The following is a 20519-nucleotide window of genomic DNA, read 5'->3' on the forward strand; positions in this document are numbered from 1 at the left end:
CTCCCTCAGATCAAATCGACATCCGAACGACTTCTTGGTAGGCCTGCACGACCTTGTCGCGGACCGCGACCGCCGTCTGCATGGCCTGCTCGGCCGACATCAGCGCCTCGACGACCTTCCGCGTCGACTCCTTGCCCTGCATCGCCGAGATCGACGCCGCCTCGCCCGCCTTCAGCGTGCCGATGGCGTCCGTCGTCACCTGCTTCATCACCGACTCGAAGCCGAGATCGTCGGTGGACTGGATCGCGCTCGGCGCCGACGGCGCGACGGCCTGTGTCTCCGTCGCGCGGGACGCGGCCTGCCCAGCGGAGATCGCGGTGGATGAAATCGCCTCAAGCATTGTCAGCTCCTCAGAAGGTCGATGGTCATGCCGAGCATCGAGCGCACCTGCTTCACGACCTGGAGATTGGCTTCATACGACCGGTTGACTTCCCGCATGTCGGCCATCTCGATCATCATGTTGACGTTCGGCAGCTTGACGTAGCCGGCCTTGTCGGCGGCGGGATGGCCCGGATCGTACTCGACGCGATAAGGCGTGGTGTCGACCCCGATCTCCTTGATCTTCGCAAGCTGGGCACCGGAGGCGCGGTCCATCGCGGCATCGAAGGTGATGGTCTTGCGCTGATACGGATCGGCGCCGGCGGTGCGGCCGGTAGCCGTGGCGTTGGCGAGGTTTTCCGAGACGATGCGCATGCGCGTCGACTGCGCTTCGAGCCCGGAGCTCGCGACCGTCAGAGAGGCACTCAGTGCGTCCAGCATATCAATTCACCTCAGGTCTTCGCGCTCGACAGCAGCATGCGGTGGAACGAGCGCACGACGGCCGCGTTCATCGAGTAGTCGCGATTGACGTCGTTGCCCTTGATCATTTCCTGCTCGAGGCTGACCGAGTTGCCGGAGTGGACCACTTCCCAGCTGTCCTTCTTGGCGGTCGCGCGCGTGTCGGTCTCGGCCGCAGACAGCTGCATGTGCGACGGCGATGTCGTCGCAAGCCTGACCGGCATCGTGTCGAGCACCTTGTTGAAGGGCTCGACGTCGCGCGCCTTGAAGCCCGGCGTGTTGGCGTTGGCGACGTTGGTCGCGATGGTCTGCTGGCGGAGCTCGAGGTAACGCGCCTGCGACGATGCGAGTTCGAAGAGATAAAGCGGTCCCACGACAGCCCCATTCTGGTCCATTCGGGAGAACCCTAGGGCGTTAAGCTTTCGTCAAGCTGTTGCGCGAAGCGCCATCCTCGGAAATCTACTGGACCTTCTCGGGCCGCGGCGCCTGCTTCGACTGCAGGAAGTAGATGATCTCGGCGACGGGCCGGAAGAACTCCGCCGGGATCACCTGATCGACCTGTACCGCCTCGTAGAGCGCGCGCGCCAGCGCCTTGTTCTCGATCACCGGAATCCGGTTCTGCTCGGCGACTTCGCGGATCTTCAGCGCGATCACGTCCATGCCCTTGGCCACGACCAGGGGCGCCGCGTTCTCCTCGCGCTTGTAGCGCAGCGCGATCGCAAAATGCGTCGGGTTCGCGATCACGAGCGTCGCGCGCGCCGCCGAAGCGATCATGCGCTGCCGCGAGCGATCACGCGCCAGCGAGCGCAGGCGGGCCTTGATCAGCGGATCGCCCTCCGCCTGCTTGTGCTCGTCCTTGATCTCCTGCTTGGTCATGCGCAGCTCGCGCCGCCAATGGAAGCGCGCCCAGGCGAGATCGATCGCGACCAGGACGATGGTGGCGATGCAGATCGCCGAGACGATCCGCATCGCGATGCTGAGGATCATCTCCGGCAGTGCGACCGGATCGGTGTACATCGCCTCGAAGGCCTTCGCTTCGGACGAGCGCAGCACGAAGGCGACGACGGCGCTCACCGAGGCGAGCTTGAACATCGACTTGGCGAATTCGACGAGGCCTTGCGTTCCGAACAGCCGCTTCCAGCCGTTCAGTGGAGAAATCCGCGAAAGGTCCGGCATGATGCGCTGGAGCACCAGGTTGGGCGCATTCTGCAGCAGCTGGGCTGCCAGCCCGAACACGGCGAAGATGACGAGCAACGGCGTCAGGAAGCGCAGCGCCTCGAGCCCCACGACGGTAAGCAGGTTCAGCGCATCAGCCGGCGCACCGAGCGGGAATCCGTCAGGGTCGTCGAGAAGACCCTTCAAGGTCAGCGTTATTTGCTGCACGCCCCGACCGATCAGGAACGTCAGGATCACCATCAACGCGGCCATCGAGGCGAAGATGGGCGCCTCCCGAGAGACCGGAATGTTGCCCTGTTCGAGCGCATCGCGGACTTTCTTCTCGGTCGGCTCTTCTGTCTTGCTGTCCTGATCGGATGTTTCTGCCATGCCCGTTCAGCGGTCAGCGGAAGACCAGCTCATCCTCCTGGTCGGGGTTGAGCTCGATTTCGCCCTTCTCCGCGAGGTCGAGTGCGAGATCGGTGATGACGCGGCGCGCCTCCAGCACGTCGCGCTGGTTCGACGGCTCGCCGATGGCAAGTTCGCTCTCGACGACACGGCGAACGCGCGAGGCAACCGCGGACAGGATGGTTTCGCGGAAATGCTTGTCGGTGCCCTTCAGTGCGACGACGATGCGATCGGTCGGCACCTGATCGAAGATCATCGTGCGCGCCTTCGGGGCCAGATTGATGACGTCGTCGAAGGTGAACAGCAGCTCCTTCAGCACTTCGGCCGACTTCGGCCGCTTCTCCGACAGGCTCTTCAGCATGTCCTCGATGTGGCCGCGCTCCATCTTGTTGATGATGTCGGCGACGCGGGCATAGGTATCCGCGCCGAGGTTGCGGGCGAAGTTCAGCGTCAGATCCTCGTGGAGCGTCTTCTCGAGAACCTTCATCGCGTCGTCGACGATCGGCTTGAGACTGAGCACGCGCCGCATCAGCTCGTTGCGCAGGCTCGACGGCAGCTGGCTCATCACCTTGGCAGCGCAGGACGGCTTGACCTTGGACAGGATCAGCGCCGCGGTCTGCGGATGCTCCTTGGAGAGGTAGGTTGCCAGCGAATTTTCCGACACCGACGAGACGCGGTCCCACACCGAGCGGCTCGAATTGCCGAGCAGGTCCGACATGATCGCCGTGACCTGGTCGGCCGGAAGCACGTCGCCGAGCACGGCCTCGAGCCCGCCGAGCGTGCCGAGGATGTTGGCGCCCATCGAGAACTGCTGGGCGAACTCCTCGACGATTCCCTCGAGCTCCTGCGCGGTGATCGGCCGCAGCTCCGCCGCGGCCTTGGTGACGATGCGGATATCCTGCGGCTCGAACTGCGCGAGCACGCTCGCGGCCGCCTGCCGGCCCATGGCCAGCAGCAGCGCTGCGACCTTTTCCGTTCCACCCAGCGTGGCAACGCCTCGCTGCTTGATGGGAGCGACCTGTGCCGCCATGGTCAGGTATCACCCTGCCCCAGCGGTCCGACGATCTCCGTGAGCGAGACGCCGAAGCGGGAGTTGTCCTCTTCGACGACAACCACCTCGCCGCGGGCGACGATGCGGCCGTTGACGACGACATCGACGGGCTCGCCGACCCGGTGGTCGAGCGGGACCACCGCGCCGCGGCCGAGCTTCATCAGGTTCGCGACCGGAATGGTCGCCGAGCCGAGCACCACCTGCATGGTGACGGGAATCCGCATGATGGCATCGACGTTGGCGAACTTGCCGGTCTCCTCCGCCGTGCGCGCGGCAATCTCGGCCAGCCGCTCCAGCGGAGACGCCTCGGTCTCGTCAGATGCAGATGCAGACTCATAGTCGAAGGATTGCGCCATGTGGTATCGCCTCTTGGTAGTTCCGCCCCCGGAGCGCCGCGACGTTCCGGTCGTATGTGTTCAGCCTGCTCCGGCTTCAATGTTTGTTCACGTCGGCGCCGCCTGTGGCGGACGCGAGCCCGCTCCTTGCATCGAGCGCCGCAATCGCCTCGTGAGCCTGATCGATCTTCGTGCTCAGCACGTTGGCGAGCCGGCCGAGATTCGCCGTGGAATCGTGCGCAGCGGTGATGACGGTGTCGAAGGCGCCCGCCGTCTCGTGGACGATGGTCGAGAACTCGCCCTGGTAACTGCGCAAGCGCGCCAGCTCGCGGTGCATCCGGGTCACCCGCATGCTGGTGAAGGCGAGCGCAATCAAGAGCACGGCATCAACGAGATAGGATATCATCGACGAACTCCCGTTTCTGATCGACGGGATCGGACACCTGCATGGCATAATAGCCATCGAGCTGGCCGATCTGACACCAGAACAGCACCTGGTTGTTGCTTTCGAGACGGGCCAGCGTGCGCGGCGTGGCTTCGAGCTCGAGCACCTGGCCGACGTGGAACTTCACGACATCGTCGAGGGTTATCATCTTCTCGTCGAGCACGGCAGTCAACGTCACTTCGGTCTTGTTGACCTCGCTCTCCATCTGCTCGCGCCAACGCGGATCCGACGCACGGCCGTCGCTGACGACGACATGGGCGAGCTTCTGGCGCAGCGGGTTGAGCGCAGAGTGCGGAATGATCAGGAACATCTGGCCGCCGCGATAGAGCGCCTGCACCATCATGTTCGCGCAGATCGACATGTTGCTGCTGCGGCCGATCGCCAGCGACGCCATCGCCGTCTCGACCCGCTCGACACGGAAGGTGACGTTGGACGTGCCGGCAAAGGCGCCCTGCAGCGCCTTGGCGAACCGCTCGAACAGCGCCTGGACCAGGCGGATCTCGATGTTCGAGAAGGTGCGCTCGACATCGAGCGGCGGCTCGGCCCCGTCGGAGCCGAACATCGCCTCGACCATCGTGAACACGAAATCGCGGTCCAGCATGATGATGACGCGAGAATCCCACTGCTCGGCATAGAGCACGGCGGCGACCGCATTGCCCTCGTAGTCCTTGATGATGTCGCCGAGGGGGTCGTTGGTGATGCCATTGACCGAGAAATAGCACGGCGTTCCCGCCATCGGCTGCAGGCTGTCAGTGCACGATGCCGCCATGCGATCGAAGATCACATTGAGCATCGGCATGCGTTCGATCGAGATACCCGCCGCATCGAGCAGGTAGTTCGGCAGCTGCTTCCGCTGATCGACCTCGACGTCTTCCATCGTCATGCGCGGGCCGCCTTCGGTTCAGCCTCGGTCGGGACCGCCTTGGGGCCGGCGATCGTCTCGTTCTCGACGACGTCGATCGACGGACGCTCGTTGCTCGAGATCATCTTGCGGCCGTGCTCGACGGCGATCTGCGGCATGGCGCCGTTCATGAAGGCCAGCAGCGTCTGCTTGACGATGATGTAGGGCCGGCACTTCTTCTCGCGCGTCATCTTGATCTTGATCGCGAAGGGCGAAAGCACACCGTAGGAAATGAAGATGCCTGCGAAGGTACCGACCAGGGCCGCGCCGATGAAGCCGCCGAGCAGCTTCGGCGACTGGTCGAGCGCGCCCATCGCCTTGATGACGCCGAGCACCGCGGCGACGATGCCGAGCGCCGGCATCGCCTCGGACACCGTCACCAGCGCATGGTAGGGTGCCAGCTTGCTCTTCACGATGGTGTGGATCTCCTCGTCCATCAGCGCTTCGATCTCGTGGGTGCGCGCGTTGCCCATGATGATGAGACGGACATAGTCGCAGATGAACTGGAGCAGCGAGGGGTCGCCGAGCACGCTCGGGAACGCCTTGAAGATCTCGGAGGACGAGGGGTCGTCGATATGGGCTTCCACCTCGTTGCGGCCCTTGCCCCGCAGCTCGCGCATCAGGGCGTGCAGCGCCCCGAGCAGGTCGAGGTAATAGCGCTGTCCCGGCACGGCGTTGGTGACGGCCTGCATGCAGGCGACCCCAGTGTCGATGACCGTCTTCCACGGATTGGCTAGGATGAAGGTGCCGACCGCGGTGCCTATGATGATCACGAATTCCCACGGCTGCATGAGCACGGCCAGATGCCCGCCCATGGCGGCAAAGCCGCCGAGCAGCGCCGCTACCGTGATGAAAATCCCCACGAAACTGCCCAACACGCCGCTCCATCGCCGATCCCACTGGGAATATCTAGTCGGCGACGCTTGCGCGAAGCTGGCTTGCCGCATCGCCAGCCCCGCGCAAGCAATTGACGGCAGCTTGGGACACGCCGCAACAGCGGCCAGAGGGGCGCGGGCCATGCTATCCACCATCGCGGACTACACCAGACTGACCACGGACATGAGCAAGTCGATGACGCAAGTCGCGACGCAGCCCGATGTCAGCCGCGATACCGATTACTTCCTCAGCCATATCGGCAACGTGAAGACGATCGACGACTTCCTGAACGACTACCGCCTCTATTCCTATGCGATGAAGGCCTATGGCCTCAGCGACATGACCTACGCCAAGGCGTTCATGCGCAAGGTGCTGACCGAGGGTGTCTCGGACCAGGACGCTTTCGCCAACAAGCTCTCCGACACCCGCTACCGGCAGTTCGCCACCGCCTTCAATTTCGCCGCCCTCGGCGACCAGGCGACCTCGACCACCGCGGCCACGACCGGCACGGCGACCCAATACGTCACGCAGACGCTGGAGGAGAACGCCGGCAACCAGAACGAGGGCCTGCGGCTCGCGCTCTATTTCACCCGCAAGGCTTCCACGATCACGAACGCCTACCAGATCCTCGCCGACAAGGCGCTGACCCAGGTGGTCCAGACCGCCATGGGCTGGTCGTCGACGATCAGCTCGTCCGACATCGACGCCCAGGCAAAGATGATCACGGACAAGATCGATCTCACCGATTTCCAGGACCCGACCAAGGTCACCAAGTTCGTGCAGCGCTTTGCCGCGATGTGGGATGCGACCCAGGCCCAGAGCGACAATTCGACCAATCCCGCGCTGGTGCTGATCGCCGGCGCCTCGACATCGGTGAGCCTGGATACCGACATGCTCACGACGCTTCAGAACATTCGCTTCAACAGGTAAGTCATGCAATCGGCTCTCTATGTGGGATTGTCGGCGCAGGTCGCGCTCGAAAAGCGCCTCCAGACCATCGCCAACAACGTCGCCAACGTGAACACGGCGGCGTTCCGCACCGACGTGGTGAAATTCGAGACGGTGCTGTCCAAGGCCGGCGCGAACCCAGTCGCCTTCTCCTCGCCCGGCGACAACATCATCTCGCGCGAGCAAGGCAGCATCACCGAAAGCGGCAACCCGCTCGACGTCGCCGTGGTCGGCCAGGGCTGGATCGCCTTCGCCGGCCCGAACGGCACGGTCTATACCCGCGACGGCCGCCTCCAGATCGCTCCCAACGGCGATCTTCAGACCGTGGCCGGCTTCCCGGTGATCGATGCCGGCGGCGCGCAGATCACGCTCGACCCGAACGGCGGACCGATCTCGATCGCGCGCAGCGGCGCGATCACCCAGGACAACAACGAGATCGGCACCATCGGCCTGTTCAACATCCCCGCCGATGCCAACCTCGAGCGCTACGGCAATTCCGGCGTCACGCCCGACCGGCCCGCGACCGCCATCGCCGATTTCTCCCGCGACGGCTTCAAGCAGGGCTATGTCGAAGGCTCCGGCGCCAATCCGATGATGGAATTGACGAAGCTGATCGCGGCTTCGCGCGCCTTCGACGGCACCAATTCGATGATCGAGGGCACCGAGAGCTCGCTCCAGAATGCAATCCGGACGCTGGGCGAGCCGGGCAAATAGACCTGCAAGTAGTTTGCGCCGCGTGCGCATTGATGGTGGACGATTTCCTTGAACGCTCTTCGGCAACTCGAGTGGGCGCTGCTGGAGCTTCAGCAGAGCACTCCCCTGGCCAGCGTCAGCGGCGCGATCTCCGAGATCGCGCCGACGCATTTCCGTGTCTCCGGCCTGTCGCGCTTCGTCAGGCTCGGTGAACTCATCGGCGTCAATTCCGGCGGCAAGCCGCAGATCGGCGAGGTGGTGCGGATCGACAGCGATGGCATCATCGCCAAGCCGTTCGACCGGCAATTTGCCGGCGGCCTCGGCTCCGTCGCCTATCGGATGCCGCCCTTGTCCTTCGCGCCCGATCCGAGCTGGAAGGGCCGCGTCATCAACGCGCTTGGCGCCCCGCTGGATGGGCAGGGCCCGCTCACGCCGGGGTCGCGGGCCGTCTCGGCCGAGGCCGAGGCGCCGTCGGCCATGAAGCGCGCGCGCGTGCACAAGCCGCTGCGCACCGGCGTGCGCGTCATCGACCTGTTCGCCCCGATCTGCGCCGGCCAGCGCGTCGGCATCTTCGCCGGCTCCGGCGTCGGCAAGTCGACGCTGCTTGCGATGCTCGCCCGCAGCCAGGGCTTCGACACCGTCGTGCTGGCGCTCGTCGGCGAGCGCGGCCGTGAGGTGCGCGAATTCATCGAGGACGTGCTCGGCACCAACCGCAACCGCGCCGTCACCATCGTATCGACGGGAGATGAAAGCCCGATGATGCGGCGGCTGGCGCCGAAGACGGCCATGGCGGTCGCCGAATATTTCCGCGACCGGGGCGAATCGGTGCTGCTCGTGGTCGATTCGATCACCCGTTTCGCCCACGCCGCCCGCGAGGTCGCGCTGGCCGCCGGCGAGCCCGCGGTCGCGCGCGGCTATGCACCGACTGTTTTCACCGACCTGCCGCGCCTGCTGGAGCGCGCCGGGCCCGGCGAGGAGGGATCCGGTTCGATCACCGGCATTTTCTCCGTGCTGGTCGACGGCGACGATCACAACGAGCCAATCGCCGACACCATCCGCGGCACGCTCGACGGCCACATCGTGCTCTCCAGGCACATCGCCGACCAGGCGCGCTATCCGGCCGTGGACGTGCTAGCCTCGGTCTCGCGCCTCGCCCACAACGTCTGGGACCCCGAAGAGCGCGAATTGGTGAGCAAGCTGCGTACCATGATCGCCAAATACGAGGACACGCGCGACCTCCGCCTGATGGGCGGCTATCAGTCGGGACGTGATTCGGGCCTTGACCAGGCCATCGACATGGTACCGAGGATCTACAGCGCCATGCGGCAAGACGCCTCGGCTCCGCCGAGCGCCGACCCGTTCCGCGAGCTCCGGGACATGCTCCGGGGCGACTGAAGCATTTTCGGTTCTGATTGAGTCAGAACCGAAGCTCTAGTTTCTTGTTTTTGACGCGCTTTCTCGACGCGCTGCTCGTCACACCGGCCCTGCTCATTATCGCGACAGTCGATCATGTACGCTGCCGACGCATATGCATGCGCATCGCCAACATTTCCGCCACAAGCATGTCATCCGTTCGGTCGAGATTCGCGCGACCGGGATGAAAGGGATCCAACCGGTCCATTTTGCGGGCATTACGGTAACAACCGCTGCGTGCAATCCCTGCGAGTTCCATTGGCGATTCCCTGACGGATCGCACAAGTTGTGGACGGCGCGCCGATGCGCATCGTCGCCATGCACAAGCTTCGACCACGCTGCATCGACGACAGACAGCAATATGCGTGCAATCAAACCATCGTATATTTGCTCGAAAGGCACTTGTTATGCTGCATATTACGATCACCATCATGTGTCCCGAAGAACAAGATTGTCTTGAACGTGACAATTGCTTCGAGCGACATCCAGTCTCCTAGAGTGACTTGACTTGATTTTGTTGAGAAGCTCATTCATCGTTTCGGTGAACATAAAGAAACGTCTGCGTGTGACTTGAACTTCAGGGGCTTCGGTTGAACAACTCCGATCCATCGTCCGCCAGCGACGGCAACTCGGGCTTTCGTTCGACGACGCCACGATTGGCATACCATCAGCGACGCCGCGTCTCGCGTCGCGGCTTGCAGTGCCCGTCAGTCCAAGTCGGGTACCGAGCAGTCCGTGCTTTCGTGCGGACATCGGGCAAGGCGTGCGAGTCGGACATTGCGGGTCATACGGCCTCCCGCAAACGATTCGCGTGCTACGGCGGAATGCGGCTCCGGGGCGCCGCAAAAGAGATTCCCGGGGCGAGGTAAATCCATGCCGTTGGCACGTGAGGCTGTCGAGCTGCTGGTCCAGGCGGCGAGAGCTTGGTATTTCGAGGGCAATCAGCACGGGTTGCGCGATCGGGAATGGATGGCGCTGCGCTTTCTCGGCCGTGCCAACAGGTTTTCGCGCACCCCCTCCGCGCTCGCCGGCTTCATCGGCGCCACCAGGGCGACTGCATCGCAGATCGTGAAGACGCTGGAGGGCAAGTCCTTCCTGGTGCGAAAGCCCTCGCACGAGGACAAACGCTCCGTCGTGCTCCACGTCACTGCGCAAGGCGAGAAAGTCCTGAACCAGCATGACCCGATCAATCATGTGGTGAATGCGGTCACTGCACTCGGCACCGAGGAGTGCCTCCGCTTGCGCGACTCGCTCCGCGAGATCCTCAATCATCTCGACGCGGCCCATCAGCGGCTCGACGCCAGCATCTGCCGCGACTGCATGTTCCTCGCCGAACGCAGCCCCGGCCACGCCGGCACCGGCAAGGGACGCGCAACGGCCGAGTTCATGTGCCGGTTGTATCGGGCCCCGATCTCGCTCGAGGAGACAGAGCTGCTCTGCACCAGTTTCGAGCGCACCCGCGATCGTCCGAAGATCGAGGAACATCTCGACCGCGCGCGCGTGGCGAGCCAGGGATGAGACGCGCATCGTCTTCCGGACAACAGAGCGTGCAGTCGGGCTGTCGCCCTTCGAGGCTCGCTCCGCGGCGCGATGCGCCGCAGAGCGTGCACCTCAGGGTGACGGGGATAGATTGGCGCTGGTTGCAACGGTGCCGTAGGGTGGGCAAAGGCGCAAAGCGCGGTGCCACCATCTCTCCATGATGACAGAAGTCGTGGGCACATTTCGCTTTGCCCACCCTACGATGCCTGAATGTCTGGCACGCTCTCTGCCTATCACTGCAACTTTCGTGAGGGCGCGGCTTCGCTCTTCCAACTGTCATTCCCCGCGAAGGCGGGGAATCCAGTACGCCGCGGCCCATCGATTCAATCACGAGCCCTCGGAGTACTGGATCGCCCGGTCAAGCCAGGCGATGACAGCGAGTGTGTGGTTGCAGACATGCGTATTCGCCCTCGCGGCGTCATTCACCCGAGCTTTGCTTGATCTCTCCACCCTCAAAGCCAAGAGGGCGCAGGGAAGGCCGGGTGCCGGCTAGCACCCGCGGTCCGCTGCGCGAATAGGTAGCGCAAGGAGACCGCACAGCAGCATACAGGTGAAGCCCAACACACGGCCTTCCCTGCGCGATGGTTGGACGGCTTATGCCGTGCTCTCCCGGGAGCCGAGTTCGTTCTGGCCTCCCTCACTCTCACGAAAGTCGCCGGCACCGCGCCGGTTGACGCGACTGCCGCATCCGCAAGAGCTTGACCGTAGCAACGACGGCCAGGACCACACGTCTATATTTTGGCATTCGGTGAAACACGCCGAAACTAAGAAAACCCTTTAAAACAAGCGCCTTTCGACTACCCTGATGCGGGCTGTTTCAGCGGGCTTCACCAAAATAAGGGCCCGGCCCTAAGCCTTTCAGCGTCCGCACGACAAACTGAAAGCCCCGAAAGCCGAGCCCTTTGGTCCCAAGCCTTAGGAGCCGAAACCACATGGATACTACCATCGTCGCCGCCCCCATTGGCAAGCGGGGCCGCAACAGCAGCGTCATCCTGACCGACCGGCTGTGCGAGAGAAGGGTGGCCCAGCGCACCAAGTTCTATGACCGCAAGTGTCCTGGCCTCTATGTCAGCATCACCACGGCGGGCGTCGCGACCTTCTCCTTCAAGTTCACCGACCGGCAGACCGGCAAGCAGCGCACCGGCTGGCTGGGCGCCTACAATCCCGAGACCTTCACGGTCGAGGATGCCCGCAGCAAAGTCTACGGCTTCAAGGCCATGGGCTGCGAGGCGCTCGCCGAGACCTTCCGCGACCAGAAAACCACGAAAGCCAAGCGGGGCAAGACCGTCGGCGAGATCATCGACGAACGAATCACCTGGATGAAGACGCCGGTCAAGAAGCCGGATGGCGAGATGCGGCCCCGGCTGGAAAGCTGGGAGAACACGGCAAGCCATCTCAACCGCTTCCTCCGCCCCCGCCTCGGCAAGAAGCTGGCGATCGAGGTTACCAAGCACGACATCGCCACTCTGTCGAACGACATCGTTGCAGGCAAGTTCGGCAAGCGCTCCGTCAGCAATGCGCGCCACATGCGCAAGGCGGCCTCCGGCTTGTTCAACTGGGCGGCAGAGGCAGGCCGCGACTACGTGACCGCCAGCCCCTGCGTCAACTTGCCGAAACTCGACCCCGAACACCCTCGCACCCGGGTCCTGTCCGAGGACGAGATCAGGACGTTCTGGCACGGCCTGGACCGCGATGATCTCCCCTATGACCGCCGGTCCCGGCTTGCGCTCAAGTTCGAGTTGGTCACCATGCTGCGGTCACGCGAACTGCTTGGCGCCCGCCGCGATGAACTCTTCGACCTCGTCGGTGAGCACCCGCGCTTCGACGTGCCCATCAAGCGGGTCAAGAAGCGGCGGGTGATCCAGCAGCCGTTGTCTGATCTGGCGGTCGAGATCATCAAGGAGGCGTTGACCTCGGATGATCAGCAGTTCGTATTTGAAAGCCCGATGTACGAGGGCCAGCCGATCCACCGCAAAGCTATGGCCGACGCGTTGCGCGGCACCAAGCATGAGAAGAACAAGGATAAGACCAAGACCGCCGGCCTTTGCGAATTACTCGGCCTCAAACCGTTCACGCCGCACGATCTGCGAAGGACAGCGGCAACCCTGGCCGGCGATCTGGGTTTCGACGATGCGTGGATCGCGAAGTGCCTCGATCATGCTCCGAGCAAGAAATCGGAGCAGATCGTCCCGACCGTCACGGGCAAGGTCTACAATCTCAGCAAGCGGATGAAGGAGAAGCGCGCGGTGCTGGATGGCGTGGCAGCGGAACTGCGGCGAATCATAAAGGGGCCGCAAGGACGCGTCCGCCAGGAGCCTCGAGGGTTAAGCAGGAAGTCGCGAAGAAGAGAACGCCAGGACTCTCGATTGGAAGATCCGCCGGATTGATGAATAAGTAGGACACCGCGCGCGTCGAGCAAGACACCTTCATCCGAGGCATGCGTCAACATGCCTGTCTTTCCCGGACGCATTCGCTGCATTCTTCGAGGAAAGCCCGCCCGTGCTCGATGATCAAGGTTGGCGCGCCGAGCCGTGCAAAATGGCGTATACCCGCTCACCGGCAGTATTACAGCCTGACAACAAACGCCTCTCGGAACAAATGCAACGCAGCGTCCTACGGTGGGAGGACGCCGCGATGCAATTGTGCATCACAACCAGAGGGGAAGTTGTTATGAAGCGACGTTCATTGCTCTTGGCATTGTGCTCTTCCGCTTTCATCTCTGCACCGGCACTGGCCGATGAGGTCAAGCAGGAGGCCGACAAAATAGCCGTCGCCTACTCCGACTGCGTCGCCAAGAAAGACGCGGCCTGTGTCGCTGCGCTCTATACAAAGGACGGGGTCCAGATCAACCCGGGCGGTGTGTTTTCCGATCTCAAGACCGTATACGAAAACAACTTCAAGAACGGCACCGATCATATTGAGATCAGAGTCGGCAACATGTCGGTCATCAACAACGATCTGGTCGTTGCCAACGGCGAGACCGACATCTTCGGCAAGGATCCTAAGAGCGGTGACGCCACTAAGGTTACGGTGTTCTGGGGTTCGATCAACATCCGTGAAGGCGGCGCTCTAAAAATCCGCCAGTTGACCGTCGGCATGAAGCCACCCCTAGCTAAGGAAGCCAGCGCCGAGAAGAAGTAGGACGTCACAATATCATAAGTAACCTCGCGCTCGGAGGCGAGTGCTAAAGTCATCGCCATCCACCCGAAGGCGATGCCAGTGATCCTGACGACAGCCGAAGAGGTCGAGATCTGGATGACCGCTCCCGCGGATGACGCCTTGAAACTGCAACGGCCGCTTCCCGACGGCCGTTGCAGATCGTTGCGCGCGGCGTGAAGGAAAACGCCGCGTCCGCGACTTAGTCCACGGGCAGTCGCGGAACACGTGGACAAGCCCCAGCTCTGCCGTTTTCGAACCCCTGAGCTGAATATCTACAGGCAGGTTCTGCAGGGCGCGCAGAAAGCAGTTCTGCCACCAACGCCAATTAAGCTCAACGACGCCTATCAAAGTCTCAGAGACTTGGGAACCGACACGGCATCTCTGACGTTAGCGCGCTACCTTGGGTAGATTCACCTGCGGAGCCGGTGAATGAAAAGAAAGATTGCTGACGAACGCTTGCGGCTAACCGATGCCGCTGCTGTTCAATATTTAACGTGGGCGCTTGAAGAGATTCACAAGCTCGGTCAGCCGAAGGCTGCTGTCCACGTGCGCATAGCATTGGCCGAACTACAAGAGAACTGCACTTGACCGCTGTATCAATTCCGAAGCGGTGAAGCTTCCACATCACCCGACGCGCATTGGCTGAATGTCGGCGGATTTCGCACATCCTCCGCCATCGCTGGTTCCATTCGGGAACACAAAATCAGCTTTTTGATCTGTTGATTTAACTCAAAAGAGCGCGCGTCGCCTCAGCGAAAGTTAAAGGCCAGTGGCCGGCCAACGATGACCTTGCGCGAGACAGTCATCCCGGTCGCGCTTCCAGCATGCGGAGGACGCGCATGGTTCGTTACGGTCTTATTGGTTTTGCGGCAGCCCTTCTCGTGGTTGCAAGCTTGGTTCCTGACGACGCGTTTGCGCGACGTGGTGGCGGCGGCTATCGCGGCGGCGGATTTCACGGCGGAGGTGCCCGGGTGGCCCACGTGAGAGGTGGTGCCGTGCATGCCGGCCGCGGCTATGGCTACCGCCCCATCCCGGGCCGCCCAGTGGCACGAGCAGCGGTGCGGAGGGGCGCCTATCGCACTGCTTATCGAGGCGCAGCGTATCGTCGAGCAGCCTATGGAGCTGCGGCGGTTGGGGCGGCCGCGGCTGGCGCCGCCTACTACAATGGCTACTACAACCGCTGCTACTATGAGGCCTACGGCCAATGGGTTTGCCCGCCGTATCAGTATTGATGAAGCCTGCACGGAGCGTGCGTTCTTGTTGTATGCCGCCCCGCTGATCCATGGCAGCACTGCCGCGTTGTTCACGCGCTCGGAGTTGGCACCCATCATGAACGGCACGTTGATAATTGGGTTTGCCGCTTTCGCGGCGATCCTGGGCGGGGCGTTTGCCGGCGTCGAGGCAAGAGACCGACTGCCAAAGCAGCACCTGACAGACGAGACAAAGAGCCTCGTCTCGGTCTCGACAGGTGTAGTCGCCACGGTCGCGGCACTGGTGCTCGGGCTGCTGATCTCAAACGCGAATACCAAGTTTACGCAGCTTGGCGGGGAAGTAACCGCGCTATCGGCAGAAATCCTTCGACTGGACCACATTCTGAGACGTTACGGAGCTGATGCGGAGCCGGCACGGAAAACCCTGATGCAGTATGCGGAGCGCAAGACCGCCGACCTTTTCCCGGACGACCCCAGCGATGTGCGCGTCAGCAATCCATCCACCTACGAGCTGCTGCAGCGCCTCGAGGACATGCTGCTTTCTTTGAAGGCGGCAAATCCTCGAGATCAGTGGTGGTTGGGCCAGGCAATGATCCTTGCGGGCAAGATTGGAGACACGCGATGGCTGATCGCCCAGCAAAGTGGGCAGGGAACGCCGAAAGCTTTCGTAGCCCTTCTGGTGTTCTGGCTCGCATTGTTGTTCGCCAGCTTTGGCCTTTTCGCTCCGCCTAATCTGACATCTGCGGTGACTTTGACGTTGTGCGCGCTCGCCGTCGCGGGTGCTGTCGGGATCTTTCTCGAGTTGGAGCAGGGCTTCGGCGGAATCGTTCGCATCTCCCCGGAACCGATGCGACAAGCCGTCAAGACATTGGCGGCTGAACCTAGCAATCAAAACGCGCCGTAGCGACGCCTCAATACGCGGCCAGTTGATGTAGATCAAACACAGAGGGGCTCATCGATTAGGGAGCACGCGCGGTCTGGGAGAGAAGCATGAAGCGCTGGATGGGGATCGTCATCGCGATACTTATCGTAGTCGGATCGGGCGCAGGCGAAGCCGCCGTGCGGATCACAGATGACCCCGGCGGACTGATCGAGAGATACATCTACAGGTATGAGCGGCTGCGCGCTTCAGGCCAGGACGTAATTATAGATGGTTTCTGCGCGTCCGCCTGCACGATTGTGTTGGCGACCTTGCCCACCAACAGGATTTGCGTCACGTCACGTGCAGAATTAGCCTTTCACGCCGCTTGGGACATCGGGCCCCGTGGTCGGCCTGTCACAAACGCCGGCGCGACCCGCGTGATGTATTTGATGTATCCTTGGCCGGTGCGTCGCTGGATCGACCAACGTGGCGGGTTAACGCGGCGAACGATATTTTTGAGTGGGAGCCCACTACAAGCCATGTATCGCCTATGCCCAGCGTGAGTGCATGAAGCTGGATGAAGTTGGAAGAGGGCATCAGCATTTTCTTCTGACCGGCCACAGCTTTGCGCTGCTTCCTCCTAACTTCATCGGGCGGTTAGCAACTACTCTACGAGCTGGTGATAGAATACCCTTGACGCCCAGATCGTGCTTTTTTTGCTGCCCACGTATTGGCTCTAGGGAACCATTCGGCGCGGTGTGGATTGAAGAAGTAGCAGCATTCATGGTGGTGCTGGCGGTTGCGCCACGCGGCCGGCCAGCTTGGAAAGGCCCCGTCCCCAACGCGGGGCTTTTTCTTTGGAACGGTGCTGCGATCGGGAAATTCGCTCTCCGAGCGGCGCGCGCATCCGCAAAGAGAGAGAGAGTCCCGTCCCATGAGCGATCGCACAGGCAATGAACCATCGCCGCTCGTTCTGTTTGGATTGGCCGTTATCCCGGTAATCGCAGTGCTGGCGTGGTTCGCATTTCAGTAGCCGCGGTCCAGAGAACACCTTCTGCGCTGATCCTGCGGTTGCATCAGCCGTGGGGAATGATCGAGGAAATCTGTTTCGGTTAAGTTGTCTCGACCACCATCAGGAGGTCGGCCAGTTCAGCGAGGCGAAGCTCGCCACCACCGCAATCAAAAAAGCGCTGATCAGAACCACGACGTAAGTACCCATAGGTTATGAACGAAATCGGCGCTGGGGCGTTCCGGCTCGCTGGCAAAACGCGACAAGCACTTTCAGTCTTTCGGCAACCGAACTTGGGCGAAGGCACATGAGGGGTCAAGAGCTCTTGTGTACAAAAGTGAGCTCTGTTTGACCGTTGTAGAAGTAAGCCTGCCGACGAAACAATCGCGCGATCTTCGAGTCGTCTCCATCAAGGAGGACGGGAGCGGCTCAGATGGACGAACGCGCGAAATTGGCGCGCCAGATCGAGTTAGCCACTAAGGCGGCCGATTACATTCGGGACGAGAGTACTGCCAGCCGCTTGAGACGGTTTGCTGACGAACTGCGGCAGCGGTTATTTCCGTCCACGTGAGATCGAGAGATCAAGATGCGGGCGCGGGAGCTCTGGGAGCACGCCGGCCGCCCTGTGGGTCGCGACCTGGACTTCTGGCTTGAGGCGGAGCGGGAGATGAGGGGGCAATCCGAGGAACCATCAGCTCAGAAGCGCAAGTCATCTTCAGCCGGCCCATGTGCCCCGGCTTCAACAGGGTGACGTTGAAGCCGTCATTGCGGAGGCCTGCTTCAGGGAAGCTGCGACGGGTCTTCGGATGGATCTAAGTTTTTTGTTTCTCGCCTGCGCTTTTTCCATCGGAGCTCTTAGAGCGCTCTTCGAAACGATCAGCGCCCTTTGCTAGATCGTGCCCCATCTTGCTTTCGTTTTTTGCTTCCTCGTTAGAAGCTGCTTCGCGCAAGCCTTCAGCGGCCCGTTCACCCGCTTTCGATGACTTTCGTTCGTCTTCCATTGTAGCTCCTCCTCATCAAGCTGCTTCCCAGCGAACTGCTCGTCCCCGGTTGGGATAACCGACCAGCGACGTCCACAGTTCCTACAGTCCGTCTATATGACGTCCCGTTGCGGACGCGGCCCGGGACGCGTTTGCGCAGAGGAGGAGAAACAACGCCCGCTCCGCCTTGTACCTCGCAGCTGCGCGGCTGCACTCCGACCCGGACATCACGGCTTCTCCACCAGCCCCGCAGACGGCCCACTTCCACCGGCCGCGCGCACGTTGCTTCAGCACGATGTCGTAGCCGGCGTAGCGATCGTCATCGGTCTCGAAGTTCATGCTGGTCGAGCGGACACTGCTCGCGCTCGATCTCGGCTCAGATAGAGTTCTCGGTCCTTCCCGGTCTTGGCGCTGGAAAGCAGCAGCCGGTAGTGGGAGAAGACCATCTCGCTGCCTCGGATCAGCATGTCCCGCACGTCTCATAGCGCAGCCCCCGTTGTCGCAGGGCAAGTCCGGCTTCGGGGGCATGGTGCGCGCGATGGGGAAGGTCTGAGAAGTCAATACCTCCAGCGCCGAGTTCTCCTCCGCTAGGCGCCGCTCGACGTACTGGCGCTCGAGATCCGACAGCCGCGTCGCAAGCAGGCTGCGATAGCGGTGAATGTTGTTGCGATGGGCCCGGATGCGGGCAAGGTTCTCATCGAGCATCTTCGTCACTCCTAAGTCCGCTAGGCTGCTGCCCGTTCGACCGGCCGCAGCCGCATTGGCTTGCCGCCGGGCGGATGTCGGGGGCCTTCGTCCAGCGCGCAAAGGGCCTCCAAAATCTCGTCGATCTTGACCGGAGCCTTCAGTCCTTCGGGCGCCCGCAGCGACGGGCATGATGCGATTGCAGAAGCGTCCGATGCCCACGAAGCAAGGATGGCGCGCTTCTCGGACAGGCTGAGAGAAGGATGGGAGACCACATCCCGGGGATGCTCGAAGACCGTACCGGGATGAATGATGGCGTTGAGATCAACAACGTTGTCGTGAAGGGCGGTCGTCGGCCGCATGGCTTCCTCCATTTCCAAGACGAGTTGAGGGGTAGCCGCGCGGGCCTTTCCCGCGCGGCTAGGTCGCTGATCTGCAGGATGGCCTCAGGCCGCCTTGGATTCGATCTGCGTGACGTTGCTGGGCGCGGCGCCGTTGATCGCGATGCGTCGCGGCTTCATCGCCTCGGGGATCTCCCGCTGCAGGTCGATGACCAGCAGGCCGTTCTCGAAGCTGGCGCCCTTGACCTCGACATGGTCGGCGAGCGTGAACTGGCGCTTGAAATTGCGAGCCGAGATGCCGCGATGCAGGAAGGTCTTGCCCTCCTTCTCGCTCTTGTGGCCTTCGAGCGTCAGGACGTTCTGCTCGACCGTCAGGACGACCTCGTCCGGGCTGAAGCCAGCGAGCGCCACCGAGATCTGGAAGCGGTTCTCGTCGAGACGCTCGATGTTATAGGGGGGATAGGTCTCCTCGCCCGCGCGCTGGGCGGCTTCGGCGAGGTCGAAAAGACGGTCGAAGCCGATGGCCGACCGGAAGAGGGGCGAAAAATCAACAGTGCGCATAGCCAGATCCTCCTGGGAGCAAAATGGTTACGAGCGGCACCGGACACGACCGGTGCCCGTCTCAATGGCGGGACCCGAACGGCATCCCGATCGTCGTACGACGACGCCGAAAAAATTTGGAAGGCAGGAAAAAGTTTCAAGACCCCAGACAAAATTTTTTCGCAAGGAATCGCGATGGTTAACGCGAGCGTCGGACCTATTCTCGGGCTTTCCTGAGTACCGCGCGCAGCCGCTCCCTTGCAAGAGAGGTCTGGAACGTCTTGAGCTTCCGCGGTATGGCCAGCAAGACTCGCGGATCTAGCGCCGGCGGGCGACCCAGAGGCCGACAAGGAACGCCGCAAACGGGGACCGCAGCGGCGCCTTCACCGTCACTTCGCGCAAGCGATCCGCCCAACGAATGACCTCGTCTTGCGAGGACATAGCAGGCGGGTGGCCGTTCCTTCGGGCGGATCACCTTTCCGGCCCGCTTCTCGTTGATTAGTTCGAGCAGTGCGCTCTCGTAGTGGTCCTCGAACTTCTCAGGATCGAATGTGCCGGCCTTCTTCCTCCGACCGAGGCGGGAACCTTTGCCGGTACGGCGGCAAACTGGTTGAGGAGGACGAAAATCCTCGCCATAGCGGGTGCGCTCGCGATTGCTGCCGCCACAGAACGCGCGGCCTACGGCTCGACTGCAGGTCACCGCCGTTGCCCTGAGCGACGCGGCGCAGGCCGCGTCAGGTGTCCACCAGTAGTCGAATAGCGCATTCGAAACGATGAACGGCATTTTCCGTCGCCATCCTGCAAAGCCTTGCCATCGCGACTGAAATCACCGGGCGTCAGAGTGTCGGGAGGTGCTGCCGAGCGCGGAGTCCTAATTGACCGATCGGCAGATCAGAGCACTGGCGTACTTAACCTGGTTTATCGCCAGCGACCCGGCGCAGATGCATGCTGGCCTTGGCCGGCAACAGCCCTCTGCTGGCCCTGTGCTTTTGGCCTCAACTCAGTCCGCGAAGAGTTGGGGCCGTTTTTTGCGACGCCTCCGTGCGCGTGGTCATCGTGGGCTGGAAGATCGGCCGGCCGCCGAGCCACTCGCCTTGGCGGGCCGTCTGCGGACGGCTGGCGCGGCTGTATTGACGCGCCTGCCGCCGAATCCACATTGCGAGACCTTCCCGACAATGGAGCCGCAGAACGT

22 protein-coding genes and 2 pseudogenes are annotated in these 20519 nt (G+C 62.3%); 10 read left to right on the plus strand and 14 right to left on the minus strand.

Going from position 1 to position 20519, the window contains the following annotated elements; all coding sequences use genetic code 11:
* Positions 1–10: 10 nt before the first annotated feature.
* The 9 genes from fliE to motA form a co-directional block, all read right to left on the minus strand.
* Complete coding sequence (fliE, locus tag WN72_RS38665) at positions 11–340, minus strand: flagellar hook-basal body complex protein FliE (protein WP_027565127.1); 330 nt, start codon at positions 338–340, stop codon at positions 11–13.
* A 2-nt stretch (positions 341–342) separates the two neighbouring features.
* Positions 343–759: a flagellar basal body rod protein FlgC gene (gene flgC / locus WN72_RS38670; RefSeq protein WP_027565128.1), complete on the minus strand. Its 417-nt coding sequence runs from the start codon at positions 757–759 to the stop codon at positions 343–345.
* A gap of 11 nt (positions 760–770) precedes the next feature.
* Positions 771–1172, minus strand: coding sequence for a flagellar basal body rod protein FlgB (gene flgB, locus WN72_RS38675; protein ID WP_035729250.1), 402 nt, complete (start codon positions 1170–1172; stop codon positions 771–773).
* 64 nt (positions 1173–1236) lie between these two features.
* Entirely contained in the window at positions 1237–2322 is a 1086-nt protein-coding gene (flhB, locus tag WN72_RS38680) for a flagellar biosynthesis protein FlhB (RefSeq protein WP_027565130.1), read from the minus strand.
* Between the two features lie 13 nt (positions 2323–2335).
* Entirely contained in the window at positions 2336–3370 is a 1035-nt protein-coding gene (locus WN72_RS38685) for a flagellar motor switch protein FliG (protein ID WP_027565131.1), read from the minus strand.
* 2 nt (positions 3371–3372) lie between these two features.
* Positions 3373–3747, minus strand: coding sequence for a flagellar motor switch protein FliN (gene fliN / locus WN72_RS38690; protein ID WP_027565132.1), 375 nt, complete (start codon positions 3745–3747; stop codon positions 3373–3375).
* A gap of 76 nt (positions 3748–3823) precedes the next feature.
* Positions 3824–4132 carry a hypothetical protein gene (locus WN72_RS38695; protein ID WP_027565133.1) on the minus strand — a complete coding sequence of 103 codons (309 nt, stop codon included), beginning with the start codon at positions 4130–4132 and terminating at the stop codon, positions 3824–3826.
* Positions 4113–5054, minus strand: a complete 942-nt coding sequence (locus WN72_RS38700; protein ID WP_027565134.1) for a flagellar motor switch protein FliM — start codon at positions 5052–5054, stop codon at positions 4113–4115. Before WN72_RS38700 ends, WN72_RS38695 begins: the two co-directional genes overlap by 20 nt.
* Positions 5051–5947 (minus strand): flagellar motor stator protein MotA, encoded by an 897-nt coding sequence (gene motA, locus WN72_RS38705; RefSeq protein ID WP_027565135.1) that lies wholly within the window; start codon positions 5945–5947, stop codon positions 5051–5053. Before motA ends, WN72_RS38700 begins: the two co-directional genes overlap by 4 nt.
* Before the next feature lie 142 nt (positions 5948–6089).
* Here motA and WN72_RS38710 point away from each other — a divergent pair, with 142 nt between their 5' ends.
* From WN72_RS38710 to WN72_RS47270, 10 genes and pseudogenes are all read left to right on the plus strand, one after another.
* Positions 6090–6878: a DUF1217 domain-containing protein gene (locus tag WN72_RS38710; RefSeq protein ID WP_027565136.1), complete on the plus strand. Its 789-nt coding sequence runs from the start codon at positions 6090–6092 to the stop codon at positions 6876–6878.
* A gap of 3 nt (positions 6879–6881) precedes the next feature.
* Positions 6882–7610 carry a flagellar basal-body rod protein FlgF gene (flgF, locus tag WN72_RS38715; RefSeq protein WP_027565137.1) on the plus strand — a complete coding sequence of 243 codons (729 nt, stop codon included), beginning with the start codon at positions 6882–6884 and terminating at the stop codon, positions 7608–7610.
* A gap of 48 nt (positions 7611–7658) precedes the next feature.
* Positions 7659–8984 carry a flagellar protein export ATPase FliI gene (fliI, locus tag WN72_RS38720; protein WP_027565138.1) on the plus strand — a complete coding sequence of 442 codons (1326 nt, stop codon included), beginning with the start codon at positions 7659–7661 and terminating at the stop codon, positions 8982–8984.
* 891 nt (positions 8985–9875) lie between these two features.
* Positions 9876–10520 (plus strand): MarR family winged helix-turn-helix transcriptional regulator, encoded by a 645-nt coding sequence (locus tag WN72_RS38725; protein ID WP_092219882.1) that lies wholly within the window; start codon positions 9876–9878, stop codon positions 10518–10520.
* A gap of 953 nt (positions 10521–11473) precedes the next feature.
* On the plus strand, positions 11474–12928 hold the full coding sequence (locus tag WN72_RS38730) for a tyrosine-type recombinase/integrase (protein ID WP_244553979.1): 1455 nt from the start codon (positions 11474–11476) through the stop codon (positions 12926–12928).
* A 112-nt stretch (positions 12929–13040) separates the two neighbouring features.
* Positions 13041–13682: a nuclear transport factor 2 family protein gene (locus WN72_RS38735; RefSeq protein WP_244553978.1), complete on the plus strand. Its 642-nt coding sequence runs from the start codon at positions 13041–13043 to the stop codon at positions 13680–13682.
* A gap of 30 nt (positions 13683–13712) precedes the next feature.
* A pseudogene (locus WN72_RS47260) lies at positions 13713–13903 on the plus strand (SOS response-associated peptidase); the annotation flags it as partial.
* Between the two features lie 226 nt (positions 13904–14129).
* Positions 14130–14288: a hypothetical protein gene (locus WN72_RS38740; protein WP_167381145.1), complete on the plus strand. Its 159-nt coding sequence runs from the start codon at positions 14130–14132 to the stop codon at positions 14286–14288.
* Positions 14289–14957: 669 nt separating this feature from the next.
* Positions 14958–15815: a bestrophin-like domain gene (locus tag WN72_RS38745; protein WP_092219878.1), complete on the plus strand. Its 858-nt coding sequence runs from the start codon at positions 14958–14960 to the stop codon at positions 15813–15815.
* Positions 15816–17368: 1553 nt separating this feature from the next.
* Complete coding sequence (locus tag WN72_RS47270) at positions 17369–17533, plus strand: DUF2934 domain-containing protein (RefSeq protein WP_143130823.1); 165 nt, start codon at positions 17369–17371, stop codon at positions 17531–17533.
* 61 nt (positions 17534–17594) lie between these two features.
* Here the strand turns inward: WN72_RS47270 and WN72_RS38755 are convergent, their stop codons facing one another.
* From WN72_RS38755 to WN72_RS47275, 5 genes and pseudogenes are all read right to left on the minus strand, one after another.
* Complete coding sequence (locus tag WN72_RS38755) at positions 17595–17783, minus strand: hypothetical protein (RefSeq protein WP_092219875.1); 189 nt, start codon at positions 17781–17783, stop codon at positions 17595–17597.
* An 81-nt stretch (positions 17784–17864) separates the two neighbouring features.
* A complete protein-coding gene (locus WN72_RS38760) occupies positions 17865–18467 on the minus strand; it encodes a hypothetical protein (protein ID WP_167381140.1) in 603 nt (200 codons plus the stop codon).
* A 20-nt stretch (positions 18468–18487) separates the two neighbouring features.
* On the minus strand, positions 18488–18808 hold the full coding sequence (locus tag WN72_RS38765) for a hypothetical protein (RefSeq protein ID WP_092219897.1): 321 nt from the start codon (positions 18806–18808) through the stop codon (positions 18488–18490).
* An 84-nt stretch (positions 18809–18892) separates the two neighbouring features.
* On the minus strand, positions 18893–19348 hold the full coding sequence (locus WN72_RS38770) for an Hsp20 family protein (protein WP_092219874.1): 456 nt from the start codon (positions 19346–19348) through the stop codon (positions 18893–18895).
* Between the two features lie 423 nt (positions 19349–19771).
* Positions 19772–19892 (minus strand): annotated as a pseudogene (locus tag WN72_RS47275) (non-homologous end joining protein Ku); the annotation flags it as partial.
* Positions 19893–20519: the final 627 nt, after the last annotated feature.

The organism is Bradyrhizobium arachidis, from assembly GCF_015291705.1.
Taxonomy (GTDB): Bacteria; Pseudomonadota; Alphaproteobacteria; order Rhizobiales; family Xanthobacteraceae; genus Bradyrhizobium; species Bradyrhizobium arachidis.

What these genes read in the sequence shown, in the direction of transcription:
- flhB (WP_027565130.1), bottom strand. Translation starts at nt 2,322, where the DNA reads ATGGCAGAAACATCCGATCAGGACAGCAAGACAGAAGAGCCGACCGAG.
- WN72_RS38755 (WP_092219875.1), bottom strand. Translation starts at nt 17,783, where the DNA reads ATGGAAGACGAACGAAAGTCATCGAAAGCGGGTGAACGGGCCGCTGAA.
- flgF (WP_027565137.1), top strand. Translation starts at nt 6,882, where the DNA reads ATGCAATCGGCTCTCTATGTGGGATTGTCGGCGCAGGTCGCGCTCGAA.
- flgB (WP_035729250.1), bottom strand. Translation starts at nt 1,172, where the DNA reads ATGGACCAGAATGGGGCTGTCGTGGGACCGCTTTATCTCTTCGAACTC.
- WN72_RS38730 (WP_244553979.1), top strand. Translation starts at nt 11,474, where the DNA reads ATGGATACTACCATCGTCGCCGCCCCCATTGGCAAGCGGGGCCGCAAC.
- flgC (WP_027565128.1), bottom strand. Translation starts at nt 759, where the DNA reads ATGCTGGACGCACTGAGTGCCTCTCTGACGGTCGCGAGCTCCGGGCTC.
- WN72_RS38765 (WP_092219897.1), bottom strand. Translation starts at nt 18,808, where the DNA reads ATGCGGCCGACGACCGCCCTTCACGACAACGTTGTTGATCTCAACGCC.
- WN72_RS38740 (WP_167381145.1), top strand. Translation starts at nt 14,130, where the DNA reads ATGAAAAGAAAGATTGCTGACGAACGCTTGCGGCTAACCGATGCCGCT.
- fliE (WP_027565127.1), bottom strand. Translation starts at nt 340, where the DNA reads ATGCTTGAGGCGATTTCATCCACCGCGATCTCCGCTGGGCAGGCCGCG.
- WN72_RS38760 (WP_167381140.1), bottom strand. Translation starts at nt 18,467, where the DNA reads ATGCTCGATGAGAACCTTGCCCGCATCCGGGCCCATCGCAACAACATT.
- WN72_RS38695 (WP_027565133.1), bottom strand. Translation starts at nt 4,132, where the DNA reads ATGATATCCTATCTCGTTGATGCCGTGCTCTTGATTGCGCTCGCCTTC.
- WN72_RS38725 (WP_092219882.1), top strand. Translation starts at nt 9,876, where the DNA reads ATGCCGTTGGCACGTGAGGCTGTCGAGCTGCTGGTCCAGGCGGCGAGA.
- WN72_RS38685 (WP_027565131.1), bottom strand. Translation starts at nt 3,370, where the DNA reads ATGGCGGCACAGGTCGCTCCCATCAAGCAGCGAGGCGTTGCCACGCTG.
- fliN (WP_027565132.1), bottom strand. Translation starts at nt 3,747, where the DNA reads ATGGCGCAATCCTTCGACTATGAGTCTGCATCTGCATCTGACGAGACC.
- WN72_RS38710 (WP_027565136.1), top strand. Translation starts at nt 6,090, where the DNA reads ATGCTATCCACCATCGCGGACTACACCAGACTGACCACGGACATGAGC.
- WN72_RS38700 (WP_027565134.1), bottom strand. Translation starts at nt 5,054, where the DNA reads ATGACGATGGAAGACGTCGAGGTCGATCAGCGGAAGCAGCTGCCGAAC.
- WN72_RS38770 (WP_092219874.1), bottom strand. Translation starts at nt 19,348, where the DNA reads ATGCGCACTGTTGATTTTTCGCCCCTCTTCCGGTCGGCCATCGGCTTC.
- WN72_RS47270 (WP_143130823.1), top strand. Translation starts at nt 17,369, where the DNA reads ATGCGGGCGCGGGAGCTCTGGGAGCACGCCGGCCGCCCTGTGGGTCGC.